At 72.3% G+C, this 25,319-nt stretch carries 18 protein-coding genes; 16 read left to right on the top strand and 2 right to left on the bottom strand.

All coding sequences use genetic code 11. The annotated features are described in order from the left end of the window. Nucleotides 1-3: 3 nt before the first annotated feature. Entirely contained in the window at nt 4-1,275 is a 1,272-nt protein-coding gene (locus ACFVZH_RS08605) for a serine hydrolase domain-containing protein (RefSeq protein WP_384894649.1), read from the bottom strand. Nucleotides 1,276-1,547: 272 nt separating this feature from the next. Between ACFVZH_RS08605 and ACFVZH_RS08600 the strand changes: the two genes are divergently transcribed. The 11 genes from ACFVZH_RS08600 (at nt 1,548) to ACFVZH_RS08550 (ending at nt 17,125) form a co-directional block, all read left to right on the top strand. Then, nucleotides 1,548-2,420, top strand: coding sequence for an acetylxylan esterase (locus ACFVZH_RS08600; RefSeq protein WP_384894647.1), 873 nt, complete (start codon nt 1,548-1,550; stop codon nt 2,418-2,420). Between the two features lie 128 nt (nt 2,421-2,548). Beyond that, nucleotides 2,549-3,613, top strand: a complete 1,065-nt coding sequence (locus ACFVZH_RS08595) for an AI-2E family transporter (protein ID WP_384894645.1) — start codon at nt 2,549-2,551, stop codon at nt 3,611-3,613. Between the two features lie 128 nt (nt 3,614-3,741). After that, nucleotides 3,742-5,607 carry an HSP90 family protein gene (locus tag ACFVZH_RS08590; RefSeq protein WP_384894643.1) on the top strand — a complete coding sequence of 622 codons (1,866 nt, stop codon included), beginning with the start codon at nt 3,742-3,744 and terminating at the stop codon, nt 5,605-5,607. Continuing rightward, entirely contained in the window at nt 5,604-8,630 is a 3,027-nt protein-coding gene (locus tag ACFVZH_RS08585) for a tetratricopeptide repeat protein (RefSeq protein WP_384894641.1), read from the top strand. Before ACFVZH_RS08590 ends, ACFVZH_RS08585 begins: the two co-directional genes overlap by 4 nt. A gap of 249 nt (nt 8,631-8,879) precedes the next feature. Beyond that, entirely contained in the window at nt 8,880-9,254 is a 375-nt protein-coding gene (locus ACFVZH_RS08580) for a VOC family protein (RefSeq protein WP_384894883.1), read from the top strand. A 93-nt stretch (nt 9,255-9,347) separates the two neighbouring features. Then, a complete protein-coding gene (locus ACFVZH_RS08575) occupies nt 9,348-10,304 on the top strand; it encodes a GlxA family transcriptional regulator (protein ID WP_384894639.1) in 957 nt (318 codons plus the stop codon). A gap of 187 nt (nt 10,305-10,491) precedes the next feature. Continuing rightward, the gene (gene gap, locus ACFVZH_RS08570; protein WP_384894637.1) at nt 10,492-11,490 is read left to right on the top strand and encodes a type I glyceraldehyde-3-phosphate dehydrogenase; all 999 of its coding nucleotides are present in this window, start codon (nt 10,492-10,494) and stop codon (nt 11,488-11,490) included. Nucleotides 11,491-12,000: 510 nt separating this feature from the next. Continuing rightward, the gene (locus ACFVZH_RS08565) at nt 12,001-13,416 is read left to right on the top strand and encodes an extracellular solute-binding protein (protein ID WP_384894635.1); all 1,416 of its coding nucleotides are present in this window, start codon (nt 12,001-12,003) and stop codon (nt 13,414-13,416) included. An 86-nt stretch (nt 13,417-13,502) separates the two neighbouring features. Then, entirely contained in the window at nt 13,503-14,462 is a 960-nt protein-coding gene (locus ACFVZH_RS08560) for a carbohydrate ABC transporter permease (protein ID WP_384894633.1), read from the top strand. 17 nt (nt 14,463-14,479) lie between these two features. Continuing rightward, entirely contained in the window at nt 14,480-15,355 is an 876-nt protein-coding gene (locus ACFVZH_RS08555; protein WP_384894631.1) for a carbohydrate ABC transporter permease, read from the top strand. 165 nt (nt 15,356-15,520) lie between these two features. Further along, nucleotides 15,521-17,125: an alpha-amylase family glycosyl hydrolase gene (locus tag ACFVZH_RS08550; protein ID WP_384894630.1), complete on the top strand. Its 1,605-nt coding sequence runs from the start codon at nt 15,521-15,523 to the stop codon at nt 17,123-17,125. Between the two features lie 116 nt (nt 17,126-17,241). Here the strand turns inward: ACFVZH_RS08550 and ACFVZH_RS08545 are convergent, their stop codons facing one another. Further along, nucleotides 17,242-18,147 (bottom strand): substrate-binding domain-containing protein, encoded by a 906-nt coding sequence (locus tag ACFVZH_RS08545; protein ID WP_384894628.1) that lies wholly within the window; start codon nt 18,145-18,147, stop codon nt 17,242-17,244. Between the two features lie 240 nt (nt 18,148-18,387). On the opposite strand from ACFVZH_RS08545, the gene ACFVZH_RS08540 reads away from it, so the two are divergent. The 5 genes from ACFVZH_RS08540 to ACFVZH_RS08520 all read left to right on the top strand — a co-directional run bounded on the left by ACFVZH_RS08540 (nt 18,388) and on the right by ACFVZH_RS08520 (nt 25,196). Continuing rightward, entirely contained in the window at nt 18,388-20,523 is a 2,136-nt protein-coding gene (locus ACFVZH_RS08540; RefSeq protein ID WP_384894626.1) for a discoidin domain-containing protein, read from the top strand. 184 nt (nt 20,524-20,707) lie between these two features. After that, complete coding sequence (locus tag ACFVZH_RS08535) at nt 20,708-21,793, top strand: DUF1996 domain-containing protein (protein WP_384894624.1); 1,086 nt, start codon at nt 20,708-20,710, stop codon at nt 21,791-21,793. 93 nt (nt 21,794-21,886) lie between these two features. Beyond that, entirely contained in the window at nt 21,887-24,367 is a 2,481-nt protein-coding gene (locus ACFVZH_RS08530; protein WP_384894622.1) for a beta-glucosidase, read from the top strand. A gap of 122 nt (nt 24,368-24,489) precedes the next feature. Continuing rightward, nucleotides 24,490-24,975 carry a DUF2975 domain-containing protein gene (locus ACFVZH_RS08525; RefSeq protein WP_384894620.1) on the top strand — a complete coding sequence of 162 codons (486 nt, stop codon included), beginning with the start codon at nt 24,490-24,492 and terminating at the stop codon, nt 24,973-24,975. After that, nucleotides 24,975-25,196: a helix-turn-helix domain-containing protein gene (locus ACFVZH_RS08520; RefSeq protein WP_384894618.1), complete on the top strand. Its 222-nt coding sequence runs from the start codon at nt 24,975-24,977 to the stop codon at nt 25,194-25,196. Before ACFVZH_RS08525 ends, ACFVZH_RS08520 begins: the two co-directional genes overlap by 1 nt. The last annotated feature ends 123 nt before the right edge of the window (nt 25,197-25,319 follow it).

Raw genomic sequence — 25,319 nt, 5'->3', positions numbered from 1 at the left:
GCCTCAGTGGCGCTCGGGCAGGTCCCGCTCGGCCGGGCGGGACGTGAGGTCGGCCGTGGCCGGGGCGGCGGAGCGCGCGGACGCCGCGGGGGCGGGCTTCTTCCCGCAGAACGCGGCCTCCAGCGTGCCGCCGAGCGCGGTGTTCGCGGCCCCGTGGTTCGAGGTGTTGGCCATGGCCGAGAGGCTGCGCCGGCCGTCACGGGTCGAGAAGGTGTACGTGTAGAAGCCCTGCACCGTACCGGTGTGGCCGAACACCTGGGTGCCGCAGGACAGGTCGTAGCGGCGCAGGCCCAGACCGTAGAACCGGGTGTTGGTGGTGTCCGTCGGGGTGACCGTCGTCATCGCCTCCAGCATCTCCGGGGAGAGCAGCCGGCCGCGCATCAGCGCGCTCGTGAAGGTGTTCAGGTCGGCGGGGTCGGAGATGACGGCCCCCGCGGACTGGGCCCAGGACACGGTCTGCTCCGTGGAGTCGACCAGCGGGTCGCCGGCCGCGTCGGGGTGCAGGTAGCCGCGCACGTGCAGACCCTTGATACGGGTGTCGGGGTGGACGTACGAGGTGTTCCGCAGCTTCAGGGGCTTGAAGATGCGCTGCTTGTACGCGTCGGCCACCGGACGTCCCGTGACCTTCTCGATGAGCATGCCGACCACCACGAAGTTGGCGTTCGAGTACTTGTACGACACGCCCGGCTCGGTGGTGCGGGGCTCGCTCAGGGACAGGTCGACGAGCTCCTGGAAGCCGAACACCCGGTTCCGTACCGCCTCGAAGCCCGGCACGGTGTCGGCGAACATCGCGTTGGTGTAGTCCGCGAGACCGCTGCGGTGGGTGAGCAGATGACGGACCGTGATGCGGTCGTCGGGCAGCAGGCCCGGCAGGTAGTGGTTGACGGACGTGTCGAGTTCCACCTTCCCCTCCTGCGCCAGCTGGAGGAGGACGACGGTCGAGAACGTCTTGCTCACGCTGCCGATCCGGAAGCGCGCGTGGATGTCCATGGACGCGCCGGAGACGCGGTCCCGCACGCCGACGGTACGGCTCTGGACCCCGCCGGGACCGGTGAAGCGGGCCATCGCCCCCGGCGCGCCGTTGGCCATCGCCGAGTCCAGCGCGGCGACCACGCCCTCCATGTCGGGGGCGGGGACGGCGGCGGTCGCGGTGCGGACGGGAGCGGCCGGCGCGGGCGACACGGCGAACGCGTTGCCGGCCGGGGCGAGGCCCGCGGCGAGCGCGGCGACCAGGGTGGTGCTGACGGCCAGACGTCGATGTGACGACAGGGGCACGGTGATTCCTCTGCTTCTTCGGAGCGTTCGTTCGGTATGGATCATGAGTGCCAACGCCGGAGAACGGTTCCTGACACGGGCGACGGGTTCCGGACGTCCCAGTTCCGGACCGGGCCCCCGCGGCCCGGTCCCGCGGACGGTTGGGCAGACGCCCAAGCCCCCACCGGCAGGTCTGGGCTCCTGCGGACAGACAGACGCGGCAGGGAGCTCGATCATGGCGCTGGTCACGCTTGCGAGGACGCGCAACGTGCCGGATCCGTAAAGGAGTTCCTATGTCAGGGAAATGGGGCCGCGCACTGGGCGGTCTGCTGCTCGCCGTCGTGACGGCCGTCTACGCCGCACCGGGCACCGCCGGCGCGGCGGAGGAGACGACGACGGGCACGATTCCGTCGGTCGGCACCGACTGGGGCTCGCCGGGCCCCTACGCGGTGGACGTCGACATCGAGGTCGTGCACACCTTCTACTACCCGCGCGACATGGGGCGGAACGGCGAACGGCACCCGGTCGTCATCTGGGGCAACGGCACCGGCGCCGTCCCCGGCATCTACAGCTCGCTGCTGAGGCACTGGGCCAGCCAGGGCTTCATCGTCGCCGCCGCCAACACCCCCACCTCCAACTTCGCCCTCAGCATGCGCGCCGGGATCGACGTCCTGGAGCACCGGAACGCCGACAGCGGCAGCCGCTTCTACCAGAAGGTCGACCTCGAACACATCGCCTCCGCGGGCCACTCGCAGGGCGGCGCGGCGGCCGTCAACGCCGCGATCGACCCGCGGGTCGACACCGCGATCCCCATCCAGCCGGGACCCCTGGCCGACCCCGACCTCATGGACGAACCCGTCTTCTACCTCGCCGGCCAGAACGACCTGACCGTGTGGCCGGCCCTGGTGAAGGCATTCCACCGGGACTCCGACCACGTCCCCTCCGTGTACGGCGAGATCCGCGGCGCCGGCCACCTGAGCTCCATCGGAGACGGCGGGAACTTCCGCGCCCCGACCACCGCCTGGCTGCGCTTCTGGCTGCTGGGCGACGAGAACGCCCGCGGGATGTTCTTCGGTCCCGGCTGCACCTACTGCACCGACACCGGCCTGTGGTCGGGCTGGGACCGCAACACCAAGGCCCAGCAGATCCCCGGCACCACGGCCTGACGGCCGGCCCGGCCGGGAGCCCGGGGCCACGGCCACCGGACCCCGGTCGGGCGAATGCCGCACCCAGGTCGGGCGAATGTCGGCCGGACGGCGTGGGGCCGCGGACGGCGGGTGGTACGTCGTACGCCATGCAGCCAGGCGCACCCCCGACGGTGACCCCCCTCCTTCGCACGGCCGCCGCCCACGCGTGGCGCGTGCTCGTCGTCGGCCTGCTCGTCTACAGCCTGTTCGCGGTCCTCGGGCGGTTCCACGAGATCGGCGTGGCCGTCTTCCTCGGCCTCGTGATCACCGCACTGCTGCGCCCCGTCGCCGACATCGTCGCCCGGGGCCTGCCCCGCCCGCCCGCGGTCGCCCTCACCCTGCTCGGCAGCATCGCGCTGGTGCTCGGCGTGCTCGCGCTGGTGGGCGAGGCCGTGGCCGGCGAGCGGACGACACTCGTCCGGGAGTTCCGGGTGGGGATCGGCCGGATCGAGGACTGGCTGGAGCAGCCGCCGTTCCGGCTGAACCCGGGGGCGCTCTCCGACCTCCAGGCACGGATCGGCGAGTACCTGTCCACCCACCGGTCGGCTCTGGTCAGCACGGCGCTGAGCGGGGCCGGTCACGTCGTGGCCGTCCTCACCACGCTCGCCCTCGCGCTGTTCTGCGCGGTGTTCTTCGTGCACTCGGGGGACCGGCAGTGGGCCTGGTTCCAGGAGCAGCTGCCGCGGTCCGTGCGCGGCCGCGTGGGCATCGCGGGGCGCGCGGCCTGGCGTACCTTCACCGGCTACACCCACGGGATCGTGCTGGTGGCCGCCACGAACGCGGTGCTCGTCGGCGTGGCGCTGTGGCTCCTCGGGGTCCCGCTCGCCGTGCCACTGGCCCTGCTGGAGTTCGTGGCCGCGTTCGTCCCCCTGATCGGCTCGCCCCTCGCGCTCGCCGTCGCGGCCGTGGTGGCCCTCGCCTCGCAGGGGCCGCTGGTCGCGGCCCTCGTGGTCGCCCTGATCGTGGTCATCGGCCAGATCGAAGGCCATCTGCTCCACCCGCTCGTGATGAGCTGGGCCGTACGGCTCCACCCCCTCGTCGTGGCCATCTCGGTCGTCGCCGGGTCGATCGCGGCCGGCATCGTCGGCGCCGTGGTCGCCGTCCCCCTGGTCTCCGTCGTCTGGTCGGTCCACACGGCGCTGCGCGCGGCCCGGACGGCGACGAACGCCTGAGCAGGAGGCCGGTGCATATCTCAGGGGCAGTTGTCAGCGGTCACCCCTAGGCTGTGTTCCGTTCGCGATCTATGAGGGGGGGTCCTCGAGGTCGCCTGTCCCACCCTGCGCACACGAGGTGATGCACCATGACTTCCGCCACTCCGGCCGACGAGAAGGCACCGGACACCAGCAGTTTCCAGGTCGACCTGCGCGGTCTCGTCGACCTGCTGTCCCATCACCTCTACTCCAGCCCCCGGGTGTACGTCCGCGAGCTCCTGCAGAACGCCGTGGACGCCGTCACCGCCCGCCAGGCCCTCGACCCGGCCGCGACGATCCGCATCCGGCTCCACGCCGCCGACGGCACCGTGTCGATCGAGGACAGCGGCATCGGCCTGACCGCCGACGAGGTCCACACCCTGCTCGCCACCATCGGCCGCAGCTCCAAGCGCGGCGGGGAACACGGCCTCGAGTCCGCCCGGCGCGAGTTCCTCGGCCAGTTCGGCATCGGCCTGCTGGCCTGCTTCGTGGTGGCACGACGGATCAGGGTGGTCACCCGGTCCGCACGCACCCCGGGGGCCGCCCCCGTGGAGTGGCTCGCCTCCGACGACGGCTCGTACACGGTCCGGACCCTGCCCGACGAGGCCCGCCCCGAGCCCGGAACCACCGTGTACCTGGAGGCGCGCCCCGGCGTCGGGGAATGGCTGGAGCCCTCGCGCGTCGAGGAGCTCGCCCGTGACTTCGGCTCCCTCCTCCCGTACGACATCACCTTCGCGGGCCCGGACGCCGTCGAGCGCCCGGTCACCGACCGCCCCGCCGTCTGGGACCGGCCCCACCCCACCCCGGCCTCCCGCCGGGTCGCGCTCGCCGGTCACTGCGCACAGGTCTTCGGGTTCACCCCGCTCGACACCATCGACCTCGACCTCCCCGTCGCCGGAGTACGGGGAGTGGCGTACGTGCTCCCGGAGCCGACCAGCCCCGCACACCGGGCCGGCCACCGCACGTACCTCAAGGGCATGCTGCTCACCGACCACGCGAGCAACCTGCTGCCCGAGTGGGCCTTCTTCGTGCGGGCCGTCGTCGACACGGACACGCTGCGGCCCACCGCCTCCCGCGAGAACCTGTACGACGACGAGACCCTCGCCGCCGTCCGCGACGCGCTCGGCGCCCGCATCCGGCAGTGGCTGGCCGAACTCGCCGCGGGCGACCCCCAGCGCCTCGCCGCGTTCCTGCGCGTCCACCACCTCGGCGTGAAGTCCCTCGCACGCCACGACGCGGAGCTCTTCGAGCTCATGCTGCCCTGGCTGCCCTTCGAGACCAGCGACGGAGACGTCGGCCTGGAGGAGTTCGCCGCCGCCCACGCCGAGATCCACTTCACCCGGACCGTCGAGGAGTTCCGGCAGATCGCCCCGATCGCCGCCGCCCACGGCCTCGGCGTCGTCAACGCCGGATACACCTACGACGCCGAACTGCTCGCCCTGCTGCCCACCGTCCGGCCCGGCGTCAAGGTCACCGAGCTCGACGCCGGCGCCGTCACCGACCGGCTCGACCCGGTGCCGACCACCGCCGAACTGGCCCTCGCCTCCTTCCTCGCCACCGCCCGCACCCGTCTCGACCCGCACAACTGCGACGTGGTGCTGCGCGCCTTCCAGCCGGTCGGCGTGCCCGCGCTGTTCCTCGACGACCGCCAGGCACGCCAGGAACGCGACCGGGCCACCGCCCAGGAGAACGCCGACTCGCTCTGGAGCGACATCCTCGGCTCCCTCCGCGGCTCGGCGCCCCGGGCCCGGCTCGTCCTGAACCACAACAACCCCCTGATCCGCCGGATCGCCGGACTGCCCGACACCGAGCTCACCGGCACCGCCGTCGAATCGCTGTACGGCCAGGCCCTCCTGATGTCCCAGCGACCCCTGCGCCCCGCCGACTCCACCCTGCTCAACCGGGCCTTCCTCGGGCTCCTGGAATGGGCGACCCACCCCACCACCGCCGCCGACGCCGAGGAGAACCGCGCATGACCACCATGACCCCCGAGGACGTCCGCCGCGGCCTCGCCGAGAACTCCCGCGCCCCCCACGGAGCCGCGCGCAACGTCCACGCGGAGACGCTCGGCGCGGCCGCCGAGGCCACCGGCGACCGCGCGCTCTTCCGCGCCGCGCTCGTCTGCATGATCGAGGCGTACGAGTACAGCGCCGAACGCACCAAGATGGTCGTGCCCTTCGCCCGGCTGCTCCAGGAGTACGACCGCGACCCGGGCTCCTTCGCCCCGCACGAGGTCCACCGGCTCTTCTGGCGCTTCAAGTGGGTGGCCGGCCGGATCGTCGAGTCCCCCGAGATCCCGCTCGCCGCGGTGGACGGCTGGCTGACCGACATGGAGCGCCGCTACCGGCTCGCCGGCTACAGCGAACGGGCGGTGCGCCAGGCCGAGTTCCACCTCGCCGACGCCATCGGGGACGAGGCCCGGACGGAGCGTGCCATCGACGGCTGGGCGGCGGCCGACCGGGACGCGATGAGCGACTGCCACGCCTGCGAGATCAACACCCAGGGCTGGTACTGGGCCCGCAAGGGCGAGGACGCCCGCGCCGTCGAGGTCTGGGAGCCCGTGCTCTCCGGCGGCCAGTCCTGCATGGAGGAGCCCCACCGGGTACTCGCCCACGCCCTGCTCCCGCTGGCCCGCCTCGGCCGCACCGACGAGGCCCGCTCCCACCACCTCCGCGGCTACCGCATGGTCCGCGGCAAGGAGAGCCTGCTCCGCTCGGTCGGCGAGCACATCGAGTTCTGCGCCCTGACCGGCAACGAGTCGCGCGGCCTGGAGATCCTCGCCGACCACGCCGCCCACCTCGGCCCGCTCGCCGACGTCGAATCGCAGATGGAGTTCTCCGGAGGCGTACTCGTCCTGCTGCGCCGGCTCACCGACCTGGGCCACGGCGACCGCCCCGCCGTCTCCCACGGAGGCACCCAGCGCACGGTGAAGGAGCTGTACGAGCTGCTGTACGCCGACGCCACGGACATCGCCGCCCGCTTCGACGCCCGCAACGGGACGAGCCTCGTCTCCCAGCGACTGGTCGACCGGATCGCACGGCAGCCCGTGACCCGTACCCTTCCCCTGGGCGTCCGCAGCGCGGAACTGCCGCCCGCCGCCGTCCCCGCCCCGCGCACCGGGAGCGACGGCGGCGGACCCGCCCACGGCGCCGCCCACGGTGGCGGACCGGAGATCGACGAGCCCGACTTCGCCGCGCTCGTCGACCGCGCCCGCGCGGCCCGGCACCACGCGCATCCGTCCGCCGACGCCCTCTGGGTCCGGCTGGCCCGGCTGGTCGAGACCGGCGGTGCCGACGCGACCGCGGCCGACCTCACGGACCCCGTGCTGACCGCGGACCTGCTCGCCCACCGGGCGGTCACCGCGGCACGCGCCGACGACCCGACGGCCGGCTCCCTGTACGCCGAGGCGGCCGCGTCCTACCGCTCCGCAGGGCAGCACAGCCGCGCGGCCCACGCCGAGCTCGCGATCGCCGGATGCGCGGCCCAGAGCGGCGCCGCACCCGAGGAGGTGCGCGCCCTGCTGGCCGCCGCCGCCCACACGGCCCGCGCGCTGGACGAGGCCGACCCCGAGCGCACCCGGCGCGTCCTGGGCGCCGAACTGGCCACGCTCCGCATCGAGACGCACCTGAGCGAGCGCGCCGCGGACGAGACCGCACCGCCGTCGGCGATCGCCCGCCTGACGGCCGGGCTCGAGGAGATCGTCGGGCAGCACGGAGACACCGAAGCGGCCCGCGCCGGCGGGCCGGACAGCATCGCCGACCTCGTCGCCGACAGCGAAGTCGCCCTGGCCAGGCTGGTCCTGGGGGAGAACGACCTCGACCGGGCGGGACCCCTGCTCGCCTCGGCGGCGGGGCGCCTGCTCGCCGCCGGGCAGCCCTGGGACGCGGTGGAACCGCTGGCCCTGCGGGCGAGCGTCCTCGCCGCGCGAGGCGACCTCGACGCCGCCGAGTCCGCCGCCCGGACCGCGCTCGGCCACGCCGCCGAACTCACCGACGGCAGCGAGCAGGCGGGCGTACGGCTGACCCTCGCGGACATCCTCCTGCGCCGGGGCGGCGAAGCCGCCCAGGAGGCGGCGCTGCACGCCCTCGACGCGACGCACTGGCTCGACCAGGCCGGACTCGCGGCGACGGCGGGCGCCAGGGCGAGGCTCCTCCTCTCCCGGGCGTACGCGTCGGCCGGGCGGACCGCCGAGGCGGCCGAGGTCCTCCAGTCGGCGCTGCCGGACCTCCTGGAGCACGGCGAGGGGGAGGCCGTGCAGGCCAGGGAACTGCTCGGCGGATTCCTGCGCGAGCTCCACGACCCGCGGGCGGCGGCCGAGCAGTACCTGCTGGCCGCCGAGACCGCCAAGGGCTGGGACGAGCCCGCGTTCGAGGCCGGCCTCGCCCACTCGGCGGGGGAGGCCCTCGCGGCCGGGCGGCTCACCGGCGAGGCCGCAGCCGCCTACGAGCGCGCGCTGGAGCTGTGGCGGAAGGCCGGCGGCAACCCGGCGGCGGAGGCGCGGCTGCTGCGGTCGCTGGCCTGGCTGGCAGCGGAGGACGAGACGGCCGAGGGCGGCAGGGCCCGCGCGCGTGCCCTGATGGAACAGGCCATGTCCGTCGTCGACGGTTCCGACGAGCCCGCCCGCCGGTACGAGCAGGCGCAGACCTGGCAGCAGCTCGCCCGGCTCCTCCAGGACGACCTGGACGAACTGGACGGGGACGGGGACGGGGACGGGGACGGGAGCGAAGGGGAGCCCTCGAGGCGGGCCCGGACCATCCGGGCGGAGATGGTCACCTTCCTGGACCGGGCGGCCGGGCTCTACGCCGGGTTCGGCGGTGACGCGCTCGGCGAACGCTTCCAGTGCCTGGCCTACGCGGCATGGGCGGAGCAGGAACTGGACCGGCCAGCGGACGGCATCGCCCGCATGGCCGCGTTCGTCACCGAGCTCGGCTCCCTCGAAGGACCGGAGGCGGCCGAGATCCGGACGCGCGCGGAGCGTGTGCTCGACGCGCTGAAGTGACGTACGGGGTACGGCTACTGGGGCGGCGGGCGACCCGCCGGCCGCCCTTGCCGTACGCGGATCCGATCAAGTAGCGTCATCCGTATGAACACCGGACCGGCGACTCGCCATACACAGACGGGCTATCCGGTGGAGGGCTGATCGCCCCCGGGGTGCACACCAGGCACCCCCTCGGTTCGGCACGCGGACCCCCCAGTGCTCCGGCACTTCGAGTCCTTTTCCGTGTCGAACCACAGCGAGGCCACCCGTATGACCGTCACGTTCAACCACACCATCATCGCCGCCAAGGACCGCCACGCATCGGCGCGGTTCTTCCGCGACCTCCTGGAACTGCCCGAGGCACCGTCCTGGGGACCGTTCGTCAACGTCCAGCTCACCGACGGCGTCCTGATCCAGTTCGCCGAGCCGCCGGTGGACATCCAGATGCAGCACTACGCGTTCCTGCTCGACGACGAGCTCTTCGACCGGGCGTACCGGCGCCTGTGCGACGACGGCGTCGAGCACTGGGCCGACCCTCAGATGCAGCGGCCCGGCGAGACCAACACCGAGCACGGCGGCCGGGGCGTCTACTTCAAGGACCCGGCCGGCCACGCGATCGAACTGATCACCCGCCCCTACCTGTAGACCGGCCGGTCAGCCGCTCCTGCCGGGGTGCCGTGACCTCCATGGCACCGCGGCAGGGCCGTGCCCCGGGGGCGGGTGCGTAGTCTTCTGTCCGTGGCTGCCTCTCGTCTGCTCCGTGTCGCCGTTCTCGTACTGGAGGGCGCGAAGCCGCTTGACGTGGGGATTCCCGCGCAGGTGTTCACGACGCGCGCGAGCATGCCGTGCGAGGTGCGGGTGTGCGGCGCGGAACCCGGCCTGGTGGCCGGGGGAGACGGCCTGGCGTACCAGGTCGCGCACGGACTGGACGCGCTCGCGTGGGCCGACATCGTCTTCGTCCCGGGATACCGGTTCCCCGACCGGGAGGACCCGCCGGCGGCCGTCGTCGAGGCGCTGATCGCCGCCCACGAGCGCGGGGCGCGGCTCGCCGCCATCTCGACGGGCGCCTTCGCGCTGGCCGCCACGGGTCTGCTCGACGGCAAGCGCGCCACGACCCACTGGCATTACACGCGGGCGCTCGCGGCGCAGCGCCCGCTGGTCCGGGTCGACGAGAACGTCCTCTTCGTCGACGAAGGCAGCGTCCTGACGTCCGCCGGCGCGGCCTCGGGCATCGACCTGTGTCTGCACATCCTGCGCGCGGAGTTCGGCGTGGCCGCGTCGAACCACGCGGCCCGCCGGCTCGTCGCGGCCCCCTACCGCAGCGGTGGACAGGCCCAGTACGTGCCGCGGAGCGTCCCCGAGCCGCTGGGCGAGAGGTTCGCCGCGACCCGGGAATGGGCGCTGCACCGGCTCGGTGAGCCGCTGACGCTGGAGATCCTGGCCCGGCACGCGGCGGTTTCGGCGCGGACGTTCTCCCGCCGGTTCGCCGAGGACACCGGGTACACGCCCATGCAGTGGGTCATGCGGGCCCGTATCGACATGGCTCGTGAGCTGCTGGAGCGTTCCGAGCGGGGCGTCGAGCAGATCGCCGCCGACACGGGGCTCGGCACCGGGGCGAACCTGCGGCTCCACTTCCAGCGGATCCTCGGCACGACGCCGAGCGAGTACCGGCGGACCTTCGCCAGGGGCGAGTAGCGGGGCGGGTAGCGCGGCGAGCAGCGGGGCGCGTGGCGGGGCGAGTACCGGTGGAACGGCGAGGCGGGCGGGATCCTTCGGCACCCCTTGGCGCGATACTTGCGGACCATGGCGATCACGCCGCTGTCCGCGCGGTCCGTACGGGACGAACATGGTGGCGAACGCGAAGGACCGAAGGGACATTGTCATGACTCGCATCGCCATCAACGGATTCGGCCGCATCGGACGCAACGTGCTGCGTGCGCTCCTCGAGCGCGAGAGCGACCTCGAAGTCGTCGCCGTGAACGACCTCACCGAGCCCGCCGCCCTCGCGCGACTCCTCGCCTTCGACACGACCTCGGGTCGCCTCGGTCGTCCGGTGAGCGTCGACGGGGACACCCTGGTCGTCGACGGCCGCCGCATCAAGGTGCTGGCCGAGCGCGAGCCGGCGGACCTTCCCTGGGCCGAGCTCGGCGTCGAGATCGTCCTGGAGGCGACCGGCCGCTTCACCTCCGCCAAGGCCGCCGGCGCGCACATCGAGGCGGGCGCCAAGCGCGTGCTCGTCAGCGCGCCCGCGGACGGTGCCGACGTCACCCTCGCCTACGGTGTCAACACCGACGCGTACGACCCGGCCGTCCACACCATCGTCTCGAACGCGTCGTGCACGACCAACGCGCTCGCGCCGCTGGCCGCGGTCCTCGACGACCTCGCCGGTATCGAGCACGGTTTCATGACGACCGTCCACGCGTACACGCAGGAGCAGAACCTCCTGGACGGTCCGCACCGCGACCCGCGACGCGCCCGCGCCGCCGGCGTCAACATCGTGCCGACCACGACGGGCGCGGCCAAGGCCATCGGCCTCGTGCTCCCGAACCTCGACGGCAAGCTGTCGGGCGACTCGATCCGCGTGCCGGTCCCGGTCGGCTCGATCGTCGAGCTCAACACCACCGTCGCCCGCGACGTGACCCGCGACGAGGTCCTGGAGGCGTACCGCGCCGCCGCCGAGGGCCCCCTCGCCGGTGTCCTGGAGTACTCGGACGACCCGCTCGTCTCCGCCGACATCACCGGCAACCCGGCCTCGTCGATCTTCGACTCCGCGCTCACCCGCGTCGAAGGCCGGCACATCAAGGTGGTCGCCTGGTACGACAACGAGTGGGGCTTTTCCAACCGCGTCATCGACACCCTGCAGCTCCTCGCCTCCCGTTGAGCCCTGACGCCACACCCCCCGAGTGCCGCCGCTGACCCCCGGCGCCGCACTCCACGAGCGCTCCGTTCGGCCCTCCCCCGGCCGAACGGAGCGCTTCCGTGCGTTCGGGGAGGGTGCGGAGCGGGTCGCTCGCCCGGTGGCGTACGTGCAGCTCCGGGAGTGATTCTTGCAAATTACTGATTGATCAACGCAAACAATCGAAAGAGCTGCTGTCGTCGAGGTGGGTGCCCGGAAGGGGTGCCCACCTTTTGCCGTGCGCGCGCACGTCGGGCGGAAGGGTGCCTGCTGGGGCAAGAGAAGCCCGCCGTAGGGGCGTTGGAGGGCGGTTCCGGCGCCCGGGTCGCCCCCTCCGTGGCGGGGTCTCGACTCTCCCGTGCTCTCGACTGTCAGGCAATTACGAAATCAGCGCGATATCTTGCGTTCACTTGTTGAGGGTGGTTGAGTGTGCCGCGCCCCACAACGCACCGGCGGTGGGGCCACCTCCACGTACTTGCCCGAAGGGGACCACCCATGAGAAGTGCCCGGTTCCGCCGTACCCGTCGCGCCAGCGCGGTCGCTCTCGTCTCCGCGCTCACGCTGACCGCGCTCGCCGCCTGCGGCACGAGCAGCAGCGACAACGGCGGCGGCGGTTCCGAGGGAGGCGGCTCCTCCGACCCCGCCGCCCCGCTGGACCCGAAGACCAAGGTGACGCTCACCATCGACTGCATGCCGCCGGCCGCGAAGGCCGCCGAGCTGAAGGAGTGGAAGGAGGACGTCGCCGAGTTCAACAAGACGTACCCGAACGTCACCATCGAGGGCCGCTCCACCCCGGGCCAGTGTCTGGAGCCGCCGCGTTTCACCGCGATGCTCAAGGCCAAGTCGCAGCCCGACGTCTTCTACACGTACTTCACGGACCGGCCCCAGGTGCTCGACAACGACGGGGCCGCGGACATCAGCGCCTACGTCAGCGACAAGACCGTCCCGCTCCTGAAGGACATCGACCCGAACGTCCTCGGCTCGCTCAAGCAGGACGGCAAGCTGTACGGCCTGCCCACCAGCAACTACACCATGGGCCTCCTCGTCAACCGCAAGCTCTTCAAGGACGCCGGTCTCGACCCCGACGCCCCGCCGCGCACCTGGGACGAGGTCCGCGCCGCCGCCAGGAAGATCGCCGGCCTCGGCAACGGCATCGCGGGCTTCGGCGAGTACAGCGCGGGCAACACCGGCGGCTGGCACTTCACCGCCCAGATGTACAGCGTCGGCGGCGAGGTCGTCGACGCGAGCGGGAAGAAGGCGGCGTTCAACAACGACCTCGGCAAGCAGGTGGCGAAGAACCTCCACGCCATGCGCTGGGAGGACGACAGCATGGGCAAGACCCAGCTCCTCCAGTGGGGCGACCTGCAGAAGCAGATAGCCACCGACAAGCTCGGCATGTTCCTCGCCGCCCCCGACGACATCGCGTACATGGTGCAGCAACTCGGCGCGAAGTACGAGAACTTCGGCATGGGCCCGATCCCCGGTGCGAAGAACACCCTTGCCGGCGGCAACAACTACATGGTCAAGAAGGGCATCTCCGGCGACAAGGTGAAGGCCGCGATCGCCTGGCTCAACTTCAAGAACCTCACTGTCGGCAAGGGCCAGTTCGACTGGGCCCGCACCAAGTCCGACAGCCTCCCCGTCGGTGTCCCGCAGCCCAACTTCTGGCTGGGCGACTCCAAGACCAAGGACGACGCCGCCCGCGTGACGAACGCGACCATGCCCGTCGCCAACTTCAAGACCTTCATGGACAACCCGGTCGCCGGCAAGGCCGAGCCGCCGAAGGCGCAGGAGGTCTACAAGGTCCTGGACAACGTGATGTCCGGCATCCTCACCAACAAGGACGCCGACATCGACAAGCTGCTCGCCACCGCCGAGACGCAGGTCAACCAGGTCCTCGCCAACCAGTGACCCCCTCCTGGCGGGGGCGGGGCCGGACAGCCGCCCCGCCCCTGCCGGGGCACCGCATTCCGGCAGACCAGCACCAAGGAGCGACGATGTCGGCGCCCAGCCTGACCCAGAGCACGACGGGAACCCCCCGTCACTCCCCGCCACGCGCGGCGGGACCCGTACCACCCGGTGGCCGGTTCACCAGGAGCCTGAAGCGCAATCTGACGGCCCACGGCTTCCTCATCGGCGCCGTCCTCTGCTTCGCCGTGTTCTCCTGGTACCCGATGGTCCGGGAGTTCCTCCTGGCCTTCCAGAAGACCGAGAGCGGACAGACCACCTGGGTCGGACTGGACAACCTCACCACCGTCCTCAACGACCCGGCCTTCTGGCAGGCGTGGCGCAACACCCTCCTCTTCACCGTCCTCGCCCTGGTCCTCGGATTCGCCGTCCCGTTCGCCGTGGCCGTCGTCATCAACGAGTTCCACCACGCACAGGGATACCTCCGGCTGCTCGTCTACCTGCCCGTGATGCTGCCGCCGGTCGCCTCGGTCCTCCTCTTCAAGTACCTGTACGACCCCGGCTACGGTCTCCTCAACGAGCTGCTGCGCTTCCTCCACCTGCCCGAACAGCAGTGGCTCCAGGACCCCGACCTCTCCATGCTCTCCGTCGTCATCGCCTCGACCTGGATGAACATGGGCGGCGCGACCCTCATCTACCTCGCCGCGCTCCAGGGCATCCCCGGCGAGCTGTACGAGGCGGCCGAGCTCGACGGCGCCGGACTGTTCCGCAAGATCTGGCACGTCACCATCCCGCAGACGCGCCTCATCCTCTCGCTGATGATGCTCATGCAGGTCATCGCGACCATGCAGGTCTTCGTCGAACCCTTCCTGCTCACCGGCGGCGCCGGCCCCGAGGGATCGACCACCACGGTCGTCCACCTCATCTACCAGTACGCCTTCAACTTCAACAACTACGGTGCCGCGGCGGCGCTCGGCCTGCTCCTGCTCGTACTCCTCGCCGGATTCTCGGCCGTGTACGTGAAGCTCAGCCGCGCCGAGGACGAGTAGGACAGGGGAGGACCAGCATGTCCACACGCACACTCATCTCGCCCACGCAGCTCGCCAGGCCCCGCGCCAAGGCCCTCTACCGGACGACCTTCGCCCTCGTCGTCGGCGGCTTCACCCTGATCTTCCTCGGACCCCTCTACTGGATGGTGTCCAGCGGGTTCAAGGACACCCAGGAGGTCGTCCGTACACCGCCGACCCTGGTGCCCGAATCCTTCGCCCCCGAGAACTACACCCGCGCGTGGGAGGTCATGGACCTCTCCACCCTCCTCTTCAACACCCTCTACTACGCCTTCGGCGCCCTCGCCTTCCAGCTGGTCCTGGACGTCGCCGCGGCCTACTCGCTCTCCAGGCTGCGCCCGGTCCTCGGCAAGGCCATCCTCGGCGGGATGCTCGTCACGCTGATGATCCCGGCCACCGTCCTGGTCGTCCCGCAGTACCTGACCGTGCTCGACGTGCCGGTCGTGGAGCGGAACCTGCTGAACACGCCCTGGGCGATCTGGCTGCCCGCGGTCACCAACGCCTTCAACATCTTCCTGCTCAAGCGGTTCTTCGACTCGATTCCGAAGGAACTGCTCGACGCCGCGGCGATGGACGGCGCGAGCCCGCTGCGCGTCCTGCGGTCCATCGTGCTGCCGATCTCCCGGCCCATCCTGGGCGTGGTCTCGATCTTCGCGGTCGTCGGCGTGTGGAAGGACTTCCTCTGGCCGATGCTGACCCTGCCCGACCCCTCCAAGCAGACGCTGAACGTGGGGATCTACTCGCTCTCCAACGGCGTCCCGGTGAACGTGCTCATCGCCGCCCTCACCATCGCCTCCGTGCCGACCCTGCTCATCTTCCTGGTGTTCCAGCGCAACATCATGAGCGGGCTCACCGCGGGCGGCCTCAAGGGCTGAGCCGGCGGGCCCCGGCCCCCGCTCCGTACTCCTCGGGGGGTGCCTTGCCGACCGAGAAGACACCCCCTCGGCCCTCACCACCAAGCCTTCGCCGCCGGCCCGTCCGACGCCCCGCAGCTACCGGGCCGGCGGCGAAGACCCCGACCTGCCCGAAAGGACCGTCACGTGGCAGCTCCTCACTCGCCCCGCACCGACGACTGGTGGCGCGACGCCGTCATCTACCAGGTGTATCCCCGCAGCTTCGCCGACGGCGACGGCGACGGCACCGGGGACCTCGCGGGTGTCCGGGCGAGACTGCGCCACCTCGCCGAACTCGGTGTCGACGCCGTCTGGTTCACCCCCTGGTACCTCTCCCCGCTGGTGGACGGCGGCTACGACGTCGCCGACTACCGCGCCATCGACCCGTCCTTCGGCACCCTCGCCGAGGCCGAGAAGCTGATCGCGGAAGCCGCGGAACTCGGCCTCCGCGTCATCGTCGACATCGTCCCCAACCACGTCTCCGACCAGCACGCCTGGTTCCGCGCCGCCCTCGACGCCGGCCCCGGCAGCCCCGAACGCGCACTGTTCCACTTCCGCCCCGGCCGCGGCGAGAACGGCGAACTCCCGCCCAACACCTGGCCCTCCCAGTTCTCCGGACAGACCTGGACCCGCGTCGCGGACGGCGAGTGGTACCTCCACCTCTTCACCCCCGAGCAGCCGGACCTCAACTGGGCCCACCCCGCGGTACGCAAGGAGCACGAGGACATCCTCCGCTTCTGGTTCGAACGAGGAGTGGCGGGCGTACGGATCGACTCGGCCGCCCTCCTCGCCAAGGACCCCGCGCTCGCCGACTTCGTCGAGGGCGTCGACCCCCACCCGTACATCGACCAGGACGAACTGCACGACATCTACCGCTCCTGGCGCGCGATAGCCGACGAGTACGGCGCCGTCTTCGTCGGCGAGGTCTGGCTGCCGGACTCCGAGCGCTTCGCCCGCTACCTGCGCCCCGACGAACTCCACACCGCCTTCAACTTCAACTTCCTGGCCTGCCCCTGGGACCCGGAACGGCTGCGCCGCACCATCGACGACACCCTCGCCGAGCACGCTCCCGTCGGCGCCCCGGCGACCTGGGTCCTCTGCAACCACGACGTCACCCGCACGGTGACCCGGTACGGGCGCACCGACACCGCCTTCGACTTCGCGACGAAGACCTTCGACACCCCCACCGATCTCGTGCTCGGCACCCGGCGTGCCCGCGCCGCCGCCCTGCTCACCCTCGCCCTGCCCGGCTCCGTCTACCTCTACCAGGGCGAGGAACTGGGGCTCCCCGAGGCCGACATCCCGCGCGACCGCATCCAGGACCCCATGCACTTCCGCTCCGGCGGCACGGACCCGGGCCGCGACGGCTGCCGGGTCCCCCTGCCCTGGACCGCCGACGCCCCCCACGCGGGCTTCGGCGCGGCGGCCGAGCCCTGGCTGCCCCAGCCCGACGGCTGGTCCGACTACGCGGTCGACCGGCAGGGCACCGACCCGGAGTCGATGCTCGCGCTCTACCGGGAAGCCCTCCTGCTGCGCGGCGCCGAGGCCGGCTTCGGCGACGGTCCGCTGACCTGGCTGCCGGCCGAGGAGGGTGTCCTCGCCTTCGCGCGACCGGACGGCCTGGTCTGCGTCGTCAGCCTCGCCGACGGACCCACGGCCCTGCCCCCGTACGAGCGACTGCTCCTCGCGAGCGGCCCGCTCACCGCGGACGGTCTGCTTCCGCCGGACACGGCGGTGTGGCTGCGGGCCTGACCGCGAGGCCGGCTCCGGCCGTTCGGCCCTGTGCCCGCCGCCCCTCCTCCCAGGGCGGCGGGCACAGGGCTTCGTCGTGCCCGGCCGCCCTCGTGGGACGCGAGGGCACGGGCCGGTCAGCGGCGATCCGGCGCAGTCCGGGGCCTTCCGGTCGAGCCGCGCACGATGAGTTCCGGGTCGAGCAGGGTCTCGTCCGCCGAGGCCGCCGGGGTGTCCATCTGGGCGCAGAGCAGATCCACGGCGGCCGCCGCCATCGCCTCGACCGGCTGCCGGATCGTCGTGAGCGGCGGGCTGGTGCACGGCATCAGGGCGGAGTCGTCGTAGCCCACGACCGACACGTCACCGGGCACGTCGAGACCGCGCCGCCGGGCGGCCCTGATGACGCCGAGCGCCAGCGGGTCACTCGCGCACAGCAGTCCGGTGACCCCGGCCCGCAGCAGCGCTCCCGCCACGGCCTGGCCGGCCTCCAGGGAGAAGGACGTACGGACGACGAGGGCGGGGTCCACCCCGAGTTCGCGGGCGCGGGCGGCCTTCCGCTCGGACGGCAGATGGCTGTGCGGGCCGAGGACGAGTCCGATCCGCGTGTGGCCGAGGGACGCGAGGTGCCGCCAGCCCAGATCGGTGGCCGCCGCGTCGTCGCAGACCACGCGCGGGAAGGGGAGATGGGCGACGCCGGCGTTGAAGAGGGTCACCGGCACGCTCAGCCGGGCCAGTTGCCGGTAGTGGTCGTGCGGCGCGTCCGCGAAGGCGTAGTGCCCGCCGGCGAACACGATTCCCGAGAACCGCTGCCGGAGGAGGAACTCGACGAAGGACGGCTCGGAGCCGCCGCCCCGCGACTGGGTGCACAGGACGGGGGTGAAGCCGCGCCGCGTCAGCTCGGAACCGACGGCCTCGGTGATCGCGGGAAAGATGGCGTTCTGCAGATCGGGGGTGACGAGCCCTATCAGGCGGGGGCTCATCGGCCGGGAACGGGTCAGCGCGCTCGCGCGCAGCGGCCGGAGGCGTGGGGAGGGCAGGGGCATGGGTCCTGAGGGTAGTACGGAAGTTGCGTGATGCTGGCGAATATGTGACGTCATTCGATGCGGCAGTTGCGGAATCGGTGAACGGAGTCGGCGGCCGTACGGCCTCGCATCGCGAACTCAAGCTCTTAAGTCAAGCCAAAAGAAAAGTCGGTTGCGGTTATTGACGGCACTCGGAGAGCGCGGGCAAGGTGCGGGAGAGCGCTCTCCCGAACTCCCCCCGCCGCACAAGGAGAATCCCCCATGCCCTCAGTCGGCATACCCGTGGCCACCGTGGTGGCCTCGATGCTGCTGGCCGTCCTGCCGGCCCAACAGGCGCAGGCCGCCCCCACCTTGCTCTCCCAGGGCAAGCCGGTCACCGCCTCCAGCCAGGAGCACTACGGCACCCCCGCCGCCGACGCCGTGGACGGCAACACCGGGACCCGCTGGTCGAGCGTCGCCTCCGACGACCAGTGGCTGCGGGTGGACCTCGGCGCGCCCGTCGCGCTCAGCCAGGTCGTGCTGCGCTGGGAGTCCGCGTACGCCAAGGCGTACCGCATCGAGGTGTCCACCGACGGCACCACCTGGACCACCGCGTACAGCACGGCGAGCGGCGCCGGCGGCACGGAGACCGTCGCCGTCTCCGGCACCGCCCGCTACGTCCGGATGCACGGCGTGACGCGCGCCACCGGATACGGCTACTCGCTCTGGGAGTTCCAGGTGTACGGGGAGCCCGGAGGCACCACCCCGCCGCCCCCGAGCGGCGCCGTCCGCGTCACCGGGACCCAGGGCGACTGGCAGCTGACCGTGGGCGGCCATCCGTACACCGTCAAGGGCCTGACCTGGGGCCCCTCGATCGCGGACGCCCCGAAGTACCTGCCCGACGTCAGGTCCATGGGCGTCAACACCGTCCGCACCTGGGGCACCGACGGCTCCACCAAGCCGTTCCTCGACGCCGCCGCGGCCCAGGGCGTCAAGGTCGTCAACGGCTTCTGGCTCCAGCCCGGCGGCGGGCCCGGCGCCGGCGGCTGCGTCGACTACGTCACCGACACCGCCTACAAGTCCACGATGCTCGACGAGTTCGCCAGGTGGGTGGAGGCGTACAAGAGCCACCCCGCGACCCTCATGTGGAACGTCGGCAACGAATCGGTCCTCGGGCTCCAGAACTGCTACAGCGGAACCGCGCTCGAGAACCAGCGCAACGCCTACACCGGCTTCGTCAACGACGTGGCCCGCAGGATCCACACCATCGACCCCGACCACCCCGTGACCTCGACCGACGCCTGGACCGGAGCCTGGCCCTACTACAAGCGCAACGCGCCCGACCTCGACCTCTACTCCATGAACTCCTACGGCAACCTCTGCAAGGTGCGCCAGGACTGGATCGACGGCGGCTACACCAAGCCCTACCTCATCACCGAGACGGGCCCCGCCGGCGAATGGGAGGTCCCGGACGACGCCAACGGAGTCCCCGACGAGCCGACCGACGAGCAGAAGGCCGCGGGCTACACCGCCGCCTGGAACTGCGTCACCGGCCACCGCGGTGTCGCCCTCGGCGCCACCATGTTCCACTACGGCACCGAACACGACTTCGGCGGCGTCTGGTTCAACCTGCTGCCCGACGGTCTGAAGCGACTCTCGTACTACGCCGTGAAGAAGGCGTACAGCGGCTCCGTGGCGGGCGACAACACCCCGCCGGTGATCAGCGGCATGACCGTCTCACCGGCCACCGCCGCCCCGGCCGGGCGCGAGTTCACCGTCCGCGCCGACATCCGCGACCCCGACGGTGACCCGGTCACGCCCAGGATCTTCCTGAGCGGGAACTACGCCAACGGGGACAAGCGGCTCGTCGAGGCACGGTGGCGCGCCAACGGCGACGGCACCTTCGCGGTCACCGCCCCCGAGAAGCTCGGCGTGTGGAAGGTGTACGTCCAGGCCGAGGACGGCCACGGCAACGCCGGTATCGAGACCAAGTCCGTCCGCGTCGTGGCGCCTCCGGTCGCCGGTACCAACCTCGCCCTCGACCGGCCCGCCACCGCCTCCTCCTACCAGACCGGCTACGGCGACTGCCCCTGCCCGCCGGCCCGCGCCACCGACGGCCGTGTCGACACCCGCTGGGCCAGCGACTGGAGCGACCCCCAGTGGATCCAGGTCGACCTCGGAGCCGTGAAGAGCATCCGCACCGTGCAGCTGGTCTGGGACCCGGCGTACGCCAGGTCCTACGAGGTCCAGGTCTCCGACGACGGGTCCACCTGGCGCACCGTCCACACCACGGCCACCGGTGACGGGGACGTCGACACCATCGCGCTCGCCACCACCGGCCGCCACGTGCGACTCCAGCTGACGGCCCGGGGCACCGGATGGGGCTACTCGCTCCACGAGTTCGGTGTCTACAGCTGACCGCGACCGACCACCACCGACCGCACCACGCGGCACCGCACCCCGCACCACCGGCCGCACCGCACCATGCCCCACCCCACCCCACCGCACCACGCACCGCGCCACGCCCCACCGCATCACGCACCGCACCGCACGACCGCACCTCACCACATCACCGACCCCCCCCCACGGGCAGGAGATCCCCATGAGAGCGAGTCCCAAGAGGCTCCCCGCACTGCTCCTCGGCACCGCGCTCGTCGCCACCCTCCTCGGCGTCGGCACCCTCGCCTCCGCCACGGACCCCGCGGCGGACGCCCCGCCGCCCGCCGCCGCGGCGCACGCCGGGCACCGGATGGCCGCGTCGCTCCAGGCGTCGGGCGACGACGCGGACGGCGACGGCTACATCCCCGCGGTACCGCAGGTCACCGGCGTGACACCGTCGACGGCGACCCCGCCGCCGCGGTACTTCCACGAGTTCCAGGCCAACTGCGCCGTCACGCACACGGCCCCCGACGACCCCATCGTCTATCCCGGCCAGCCGGGCCGGTCGCACGACCACACGTTCATGGGCAACACCTCCACGAACGCGCACAGCGTCACCGACACCCTCTACGGCGGCGCCACCGCCTGCAAGGCGCCCGCCGACGCGTCCGCCTACTGGATGCCCTCGCTGTTCGACGGGGACCGGAAGATCCTTCCCGTCGGCCCCCAGGTCATCTACTACAAGACCGGTGTCACCGACTACACGAGCGTGCGGCCCTTCCCGAAGGGCCTCCGGTTCGTCGTCGGCAACCCGATGCAGTCCGCCCAGCAGTTCCGCGAGCACAAGGGCTTCGTCGAGGGCTGGGAATGCGGTGACAGCTTCTTCAACGTCGACTTCCCGACGAGCTGCCCGAGCCGACCCGACGTACAGCTCAACCTGCGCATGCAGGCGCCCAGCTGCTGGAACGGCCTGTACCTGGACACGCCCGACCACCAGAGCCACATGGCGTATCCGGTCGTCAAGCCCGGCACCAACGACAACATGTGCCCGGCCTCCCACCCGGTCGCCCTGCCGATGATCGAGTTCAAGATGGCCTTCCCGGTCAACGGCGACATGAGCCAGGTCCGCCTGGCCAGCGGCCGCGGCTACTCCTTCCACTACGACTTCTTCAACGCGTGGGAGGAACGCACCCTCAAGGCCATGGTCGACCACTGCATCGTGGGCGGCCTCCAGTGCAACGCCCGGGGCTACGACGAGACCCACCCCGAGCGCGGCGCGGCCCTGAACGCGCAGTACCGCCTGCCCTGACCGACCCGCACCCCGTGACGGCACCGGACGCCCCGCTCACCCCGGGGCGTCCGGTGCCCCCGGTGACCCGACGAGAGAACCGACAAGGGAGAGATGACCGACGAACGGGGCACCCTGCCCGACGACCTGCCCGACGACCCGCTCGACCCGCTGGTCGAGAAGCTCGACCTGGAACGGAAGGTCCGGCTCCTCACCGGCGCCACGACCTGGCGGACGGCCGCCGACGCGGCGATCGGACTGCGGGAGATCGTCTGCTCCGACGGACCCGCGGGGATACGGGGAGAGACCTGGGACGAGCGCCGCACCTCCTCCCTGCTGCCGTCGGCCTCCGCCCTCGGCGCGACCTGGGACGAACCGCTGCTGCGCCGGCTCGGCGGCCTGCTCGCCGCCGAGGCGCTCCGCAAGGGCGTCGACGTCGTCCTGGCACCGACCCTCAACCTGCACCGCACCCCCCTCGGCGGCCGGCACTTCGAGTGCTTCTCCGAGGACCCCGAGCTGACCGCCCGCACCGGAGCGGCGCTGATCCGCGGCATCCAGGAACACGGCGTCGCCGCGACCGCCAAGCACTTCGTCGCCAACGACTCCGAGACCGACCGCCTCCGCGTCGACGTAAGGATCTCCGAACGGACGCTCCGCGAGGTGTATCTGGCCCCCTTCGAAGCCGCCGTCGACGCCGGGGTGTGGGTGGTCATGGCCGGCTACAACAGCGTCGGCGGCACGACGATGACCGCCCATCCGCTCCTCGCCGAACCCCTGAAGGGGGAGTGGGGCTTCGACGGCGTCGCGGTCTCCGACTGGGCCGCCGTGCGCACCGCCGAGGAACCCGCCCGCGCGGCGCTCGACCTCGCGATGCCCGGCCCGGCGAGCCCCTGGGCGACGGACCTGGCCGAGGCGGTGCGCGACGGCCGCGTGCCCGAGAGCGCCGTCGACGAGAAGGTCCGGCGGCTGCTCCGCCTCGCCGCCCGGGTCGGCGCGCTCGGCGACGCCCCTCGCCGCCGCCCGCCGCTCCCGGGCGAGGGGGCCCGACGGCTGCTGCGTGAGGCGGTCGCCGCCGGAGCGGTACTGCTCCGCAACGACGGCGTCCTGCCCCTCGACCCCGCAGGCGTGGGCACGGTCGCCGTCATCGGCGAGCACGCCGCCTCGCCCCGCGTCCAGGGCGGCGGAAGCGCCGGCGTCTTCCCGTCCGCGGTCGTCACGCCGCTCGCCGGCATCCGCGCCTGCCTGCGCGGCCGCGGCCGCGTGACGTACACCGCGGGTCCGTCGACGGACGCCCCGCCGGAGCCGCTCGACACCCGCCGGTCCACCGAGCCGCGTTCCGGCGAGCCGGGGGTCCTGCTCCGCTGCCTGGACGCCGAAGGAAACGAACTGCGCGCCGAGCGGCGCCTGTCGGGGCGCCTCCTCGAACCGGACCTCGCGCCGGGCACGCACACCGTGGAGATCCGGGCCCTGCTCCGGCCCGAGACGACCGGCGCGTGGACCTTCGGGGTCGGCGGATTCGGCCGGATGACGATCGAGGTCGACGGACGGGTGATCCTGGACGGCACCCATCCGTGCGAGACCGACGACCCGGCGATCGTGCACGTGACCCCGCCCCTGCACACCGCACAGGCCCATGTGGAGCGCGGGCGCCACGTCCATCTCGTCGCCCGCCGCGAGCTGGTGCCCGGTGCGGGCAGGGCGACGATCGTCGCCGCCGCGCCCCCTCGGCGCGACCCGGACCAGGCGCTCGCCGAGGCCGTGGCGGCGGCCCGCGCGGCGGACGCGGTGATCGTCGTCGTCGGCACGACCGAGCACGACGAGACGGAGGGATACGACCGTACGGAGCTGTCCCTGGACGACGCGCAGAACGACCTGGTCCGCGCGGTCGCCGCCGCCAACCCCCGTACCGTCGCCGTCGTCAACAGCGGCGGACCGGTCGAGCTGCCCTGGCGCGACGAGGTCGCGGCGGTGCTCCTGGGCTGGTTCCCCGGCCAGGAGGCCGGTGCGGGCCTCGCCGACGTGCTCTTCGGCCGTCGCGAGCCGGGCGGCAGACTCCCCACGACCTGGGCCGCCAGGCTCGCCGAGGCGCCCGTCACCCGCACGCGTCCCGTGGACGGCCGGCTCGACTACGAGGAGGGGCCGCACATCGGCCACCGCGCCTGGCTGCGCGCGGGGACGCGGCCGGCGTACTGGTTCGGCCACGGCCTCGGCTACACGACCTGGGAGTACGGGGAGGCGGCCGCGCCCGCGCGGATCGACGCGGGCTCCGCCTTCACCGTACGCGTGCCGGTACGCAACACCGGGACGCGCCCGGGACGCGAGGTCGTCCAGGTCTACCTCGCGCGGCCCGACTCCGCGGTGGAGCGCCCCGTGCGCTGGTACGCCGGTCACACCGCGGTCCACGCCGAGGCGGGCGGGAGCGCGGTCGCCGAGGTCGTCGTCGGGCCGCGGGCGCTGCGGCACTGGTCGCCCGAGGACGGCGCGTGGCGGGTCGAACCGGGGACGTACCGGCTGCTGGTGGGCCGCTCCGCGGGCGCGGTGGAGCACGAGACGGACGTGACGGTGGGGCCGGTTCCGGAGGGCCGGGATGCGTGAGGACCGTCAGGACCGTGAGGCGCGGGCGGCCAGGGCCGCGGCGCCCGCACTGCGTCTCGGCTCTTGCCTCGTCTATCGAAAATCGATAGATTCCCATCGTCAATCGATGGAAGGATTACGTCATGGGGAAGCTGGCAGTGCGTGCCTTGCGCGCCGTCCTCGCCGTGGTGCTCGTCGGCACCGTGTTCATCCAGGTGTCGATGGTGTGGGCGTTGGCCACCGACCCGGAGGACGGGTCGCTCCCGCTGACCCCGCTGCGCGTGATCACCATGCTCGGCATGGTGTCGGCCCAGGTCGCCCTGGTGTCCGTCTGGCGGCTCGTCACGATGGTGCGACGCGGCACCGTGTTCTCCCACACCGCCTTCCGGTACGTGGACTTCGTGATCGGCTCGATCGTGGCGGCCGCCCTGCTGTGGTTCGCGGTCACGGCCGTCAACGCGCCGGGCCAGCGGGAGGACCCGGGCGTCACCGTCATCATGGGCGGGATCGGCCTGGCCATCCTGGGGGTCGCGCTCATCGTGCTCGTGCTGCGGATGCTGCTCGCCCAGGCCGTCGCGCGCGACGTCGAGGCCACGCAGATGCAGGCCGAGCTGGACGAGGTCATCTGATGCCGATCGCCGTCGACATCGACGTGATGCTGGCCCGGCGGAAGATGTCCGTGGGCGAGCTCGCCGACCGCGTCGGGATCACGCCCGCCAACCTGGCGGTGCTCAAGAACGGCCGGGCCAAGGCGGTGCGCTTCGCGACGCTCGCCGCGCTCTGCGAGGTGCTCCAGTGCCAGCCGGGCGACCTGCTGCGCTGGGAGGCGGAGGACACCGCGGGCGCCTGACCCGGCCCCGCGTCGCGCGACTTCGGCGAATCCCTGATCGGACGACGCGTACCGCATTCCGGTCGACCGGAGGAAATGGCCCGACCGCTTGCCGCCCTCCGTATACCGAATTCACCGCTCCCG

This window comes from Streptomyces sp. NPDC059534, assembly GCF_042743475.1.
Taxonomy (GTDB): Bacteria; Actinomycetota; Actinomycetes; order Streptomycetales; family Streptomycetaceae; genus Streptomyces.
Note: the sequence above shows the minus strand (reverse complement) of the source record. Positions and strands in the feature narration are given on the sequence as shown.

Excerpts from the sequence above, each read along its gene's own strand:
- ACFVZH_RS08600 (WP_384894647.1), top strand. The coding sequence starts at position 1,548 with ATGTCAGGGAAATGGGGCCGCGCACTGGGCGGTCTGCTGCTCGCCGTC.
- ACFVZH_RS08535 (WP_384894624.1), top strand. The coding sequence starts at position 20,708 with ATGAGAGCGAGTCCCAAGAGGCTCCCCGCACTGCTCCTCGGCACCGCG.
- ACFVZH_RS08530 (WP_384894622.1), top strand. The coding sequence starts at position 21,887 with ATGACCGACGAACGGGGCACCCTGCCCGACGACCTGCCCGACGACCCG.
- ACFVZH_RS08585 (WP_384894641.1), top strand. The coding sequence starts at position 5,604 with ATGACCACCATGACCCCCGAGGACGTCCGCCGCGGCCTCGCCGAGAAC.
- ACFVZH_RS08540 (WP_384894626.1), top strand. The coding sequence starts at position 18,388 with ATGCCCTCAGTCGGCATACCCGTGGCCACCGTGGTGGCCTCGATGCTG.
- ACFVZH_RS08520 (WP_384894618.1), top strand. The coding sequence starts at position 24,975 with ATGCCGATCGCCGTCGACATCGACGTGATGCTGGCCCGGCGGAAGATG.
- ACFVZH_RS08595 (WP_384894645.1), top strand. The coding sequence starts at position 2,549 with ATGCAGCCAGGCGCACCCCCGACGGTGACCCCCCTCCTTCGCACGGCC.
- ACFVZH_RS08565 (WP_384894635.1), top strand. The coding sequence starts at position 12,001 with ATGAGAAGTGCCCGGTTCCGCCGTACCCGTCGCGCCAGCGCGGTCGCT.
- ACFVZH_RS08555 (WP_384894631.1), top strand. The coding sequence starts at position 14,480 with ATGTCCACACGCACACTCATCTCGCCCACGCAGCTCGCCAGGCCCCGC.
- ACFVZH_RS08560 (WP_384894633.1), top strand. The coding sequence starts at position 13,503 with ATGTCGGCGCCCAGCCTGACCCAGAGCACGACGGGAACCCCCCGTCAC.
- ACFVZH_RS08525 (WP_384894620.1), top strand. The coding sequence starts at position 24,490 with ATGGGGAAGCTGGCAGTGCGTGCCTTGCGCGCCGTCCTCGCCGTGGTG.
- ACFVZH_RS08590 (WP_384894643.1), top strand. The coding sequence starts at position 3,742 with ATGACTTCCGCCACTCCGGCCGACGAGAAGGCACCGGACACCAGCAGT.
- gap (WP_384894637.1), top strand. The coding sequence starts at position 10,492 with ATGACTCGCATCGCCATCAACGGATTCGGCCGCATCGGACGCAACGTG.
- ACFVZH_RS08580 (WP_384894883.1), top strand. The coding sequence starts at position 8,880 with ATGACCGTCACGTTCAACCACACCATCATCGCCGCCAAGGACCGCCAC.
- ACFVZH_RS08545 (WP_384894628.1), bottom strand. The coding sequence starts at position 18,147 with ATGCCCCTGCCCTCCCCACGCCTCCGGCCGCTGCGCGCGAGCGCGCTG.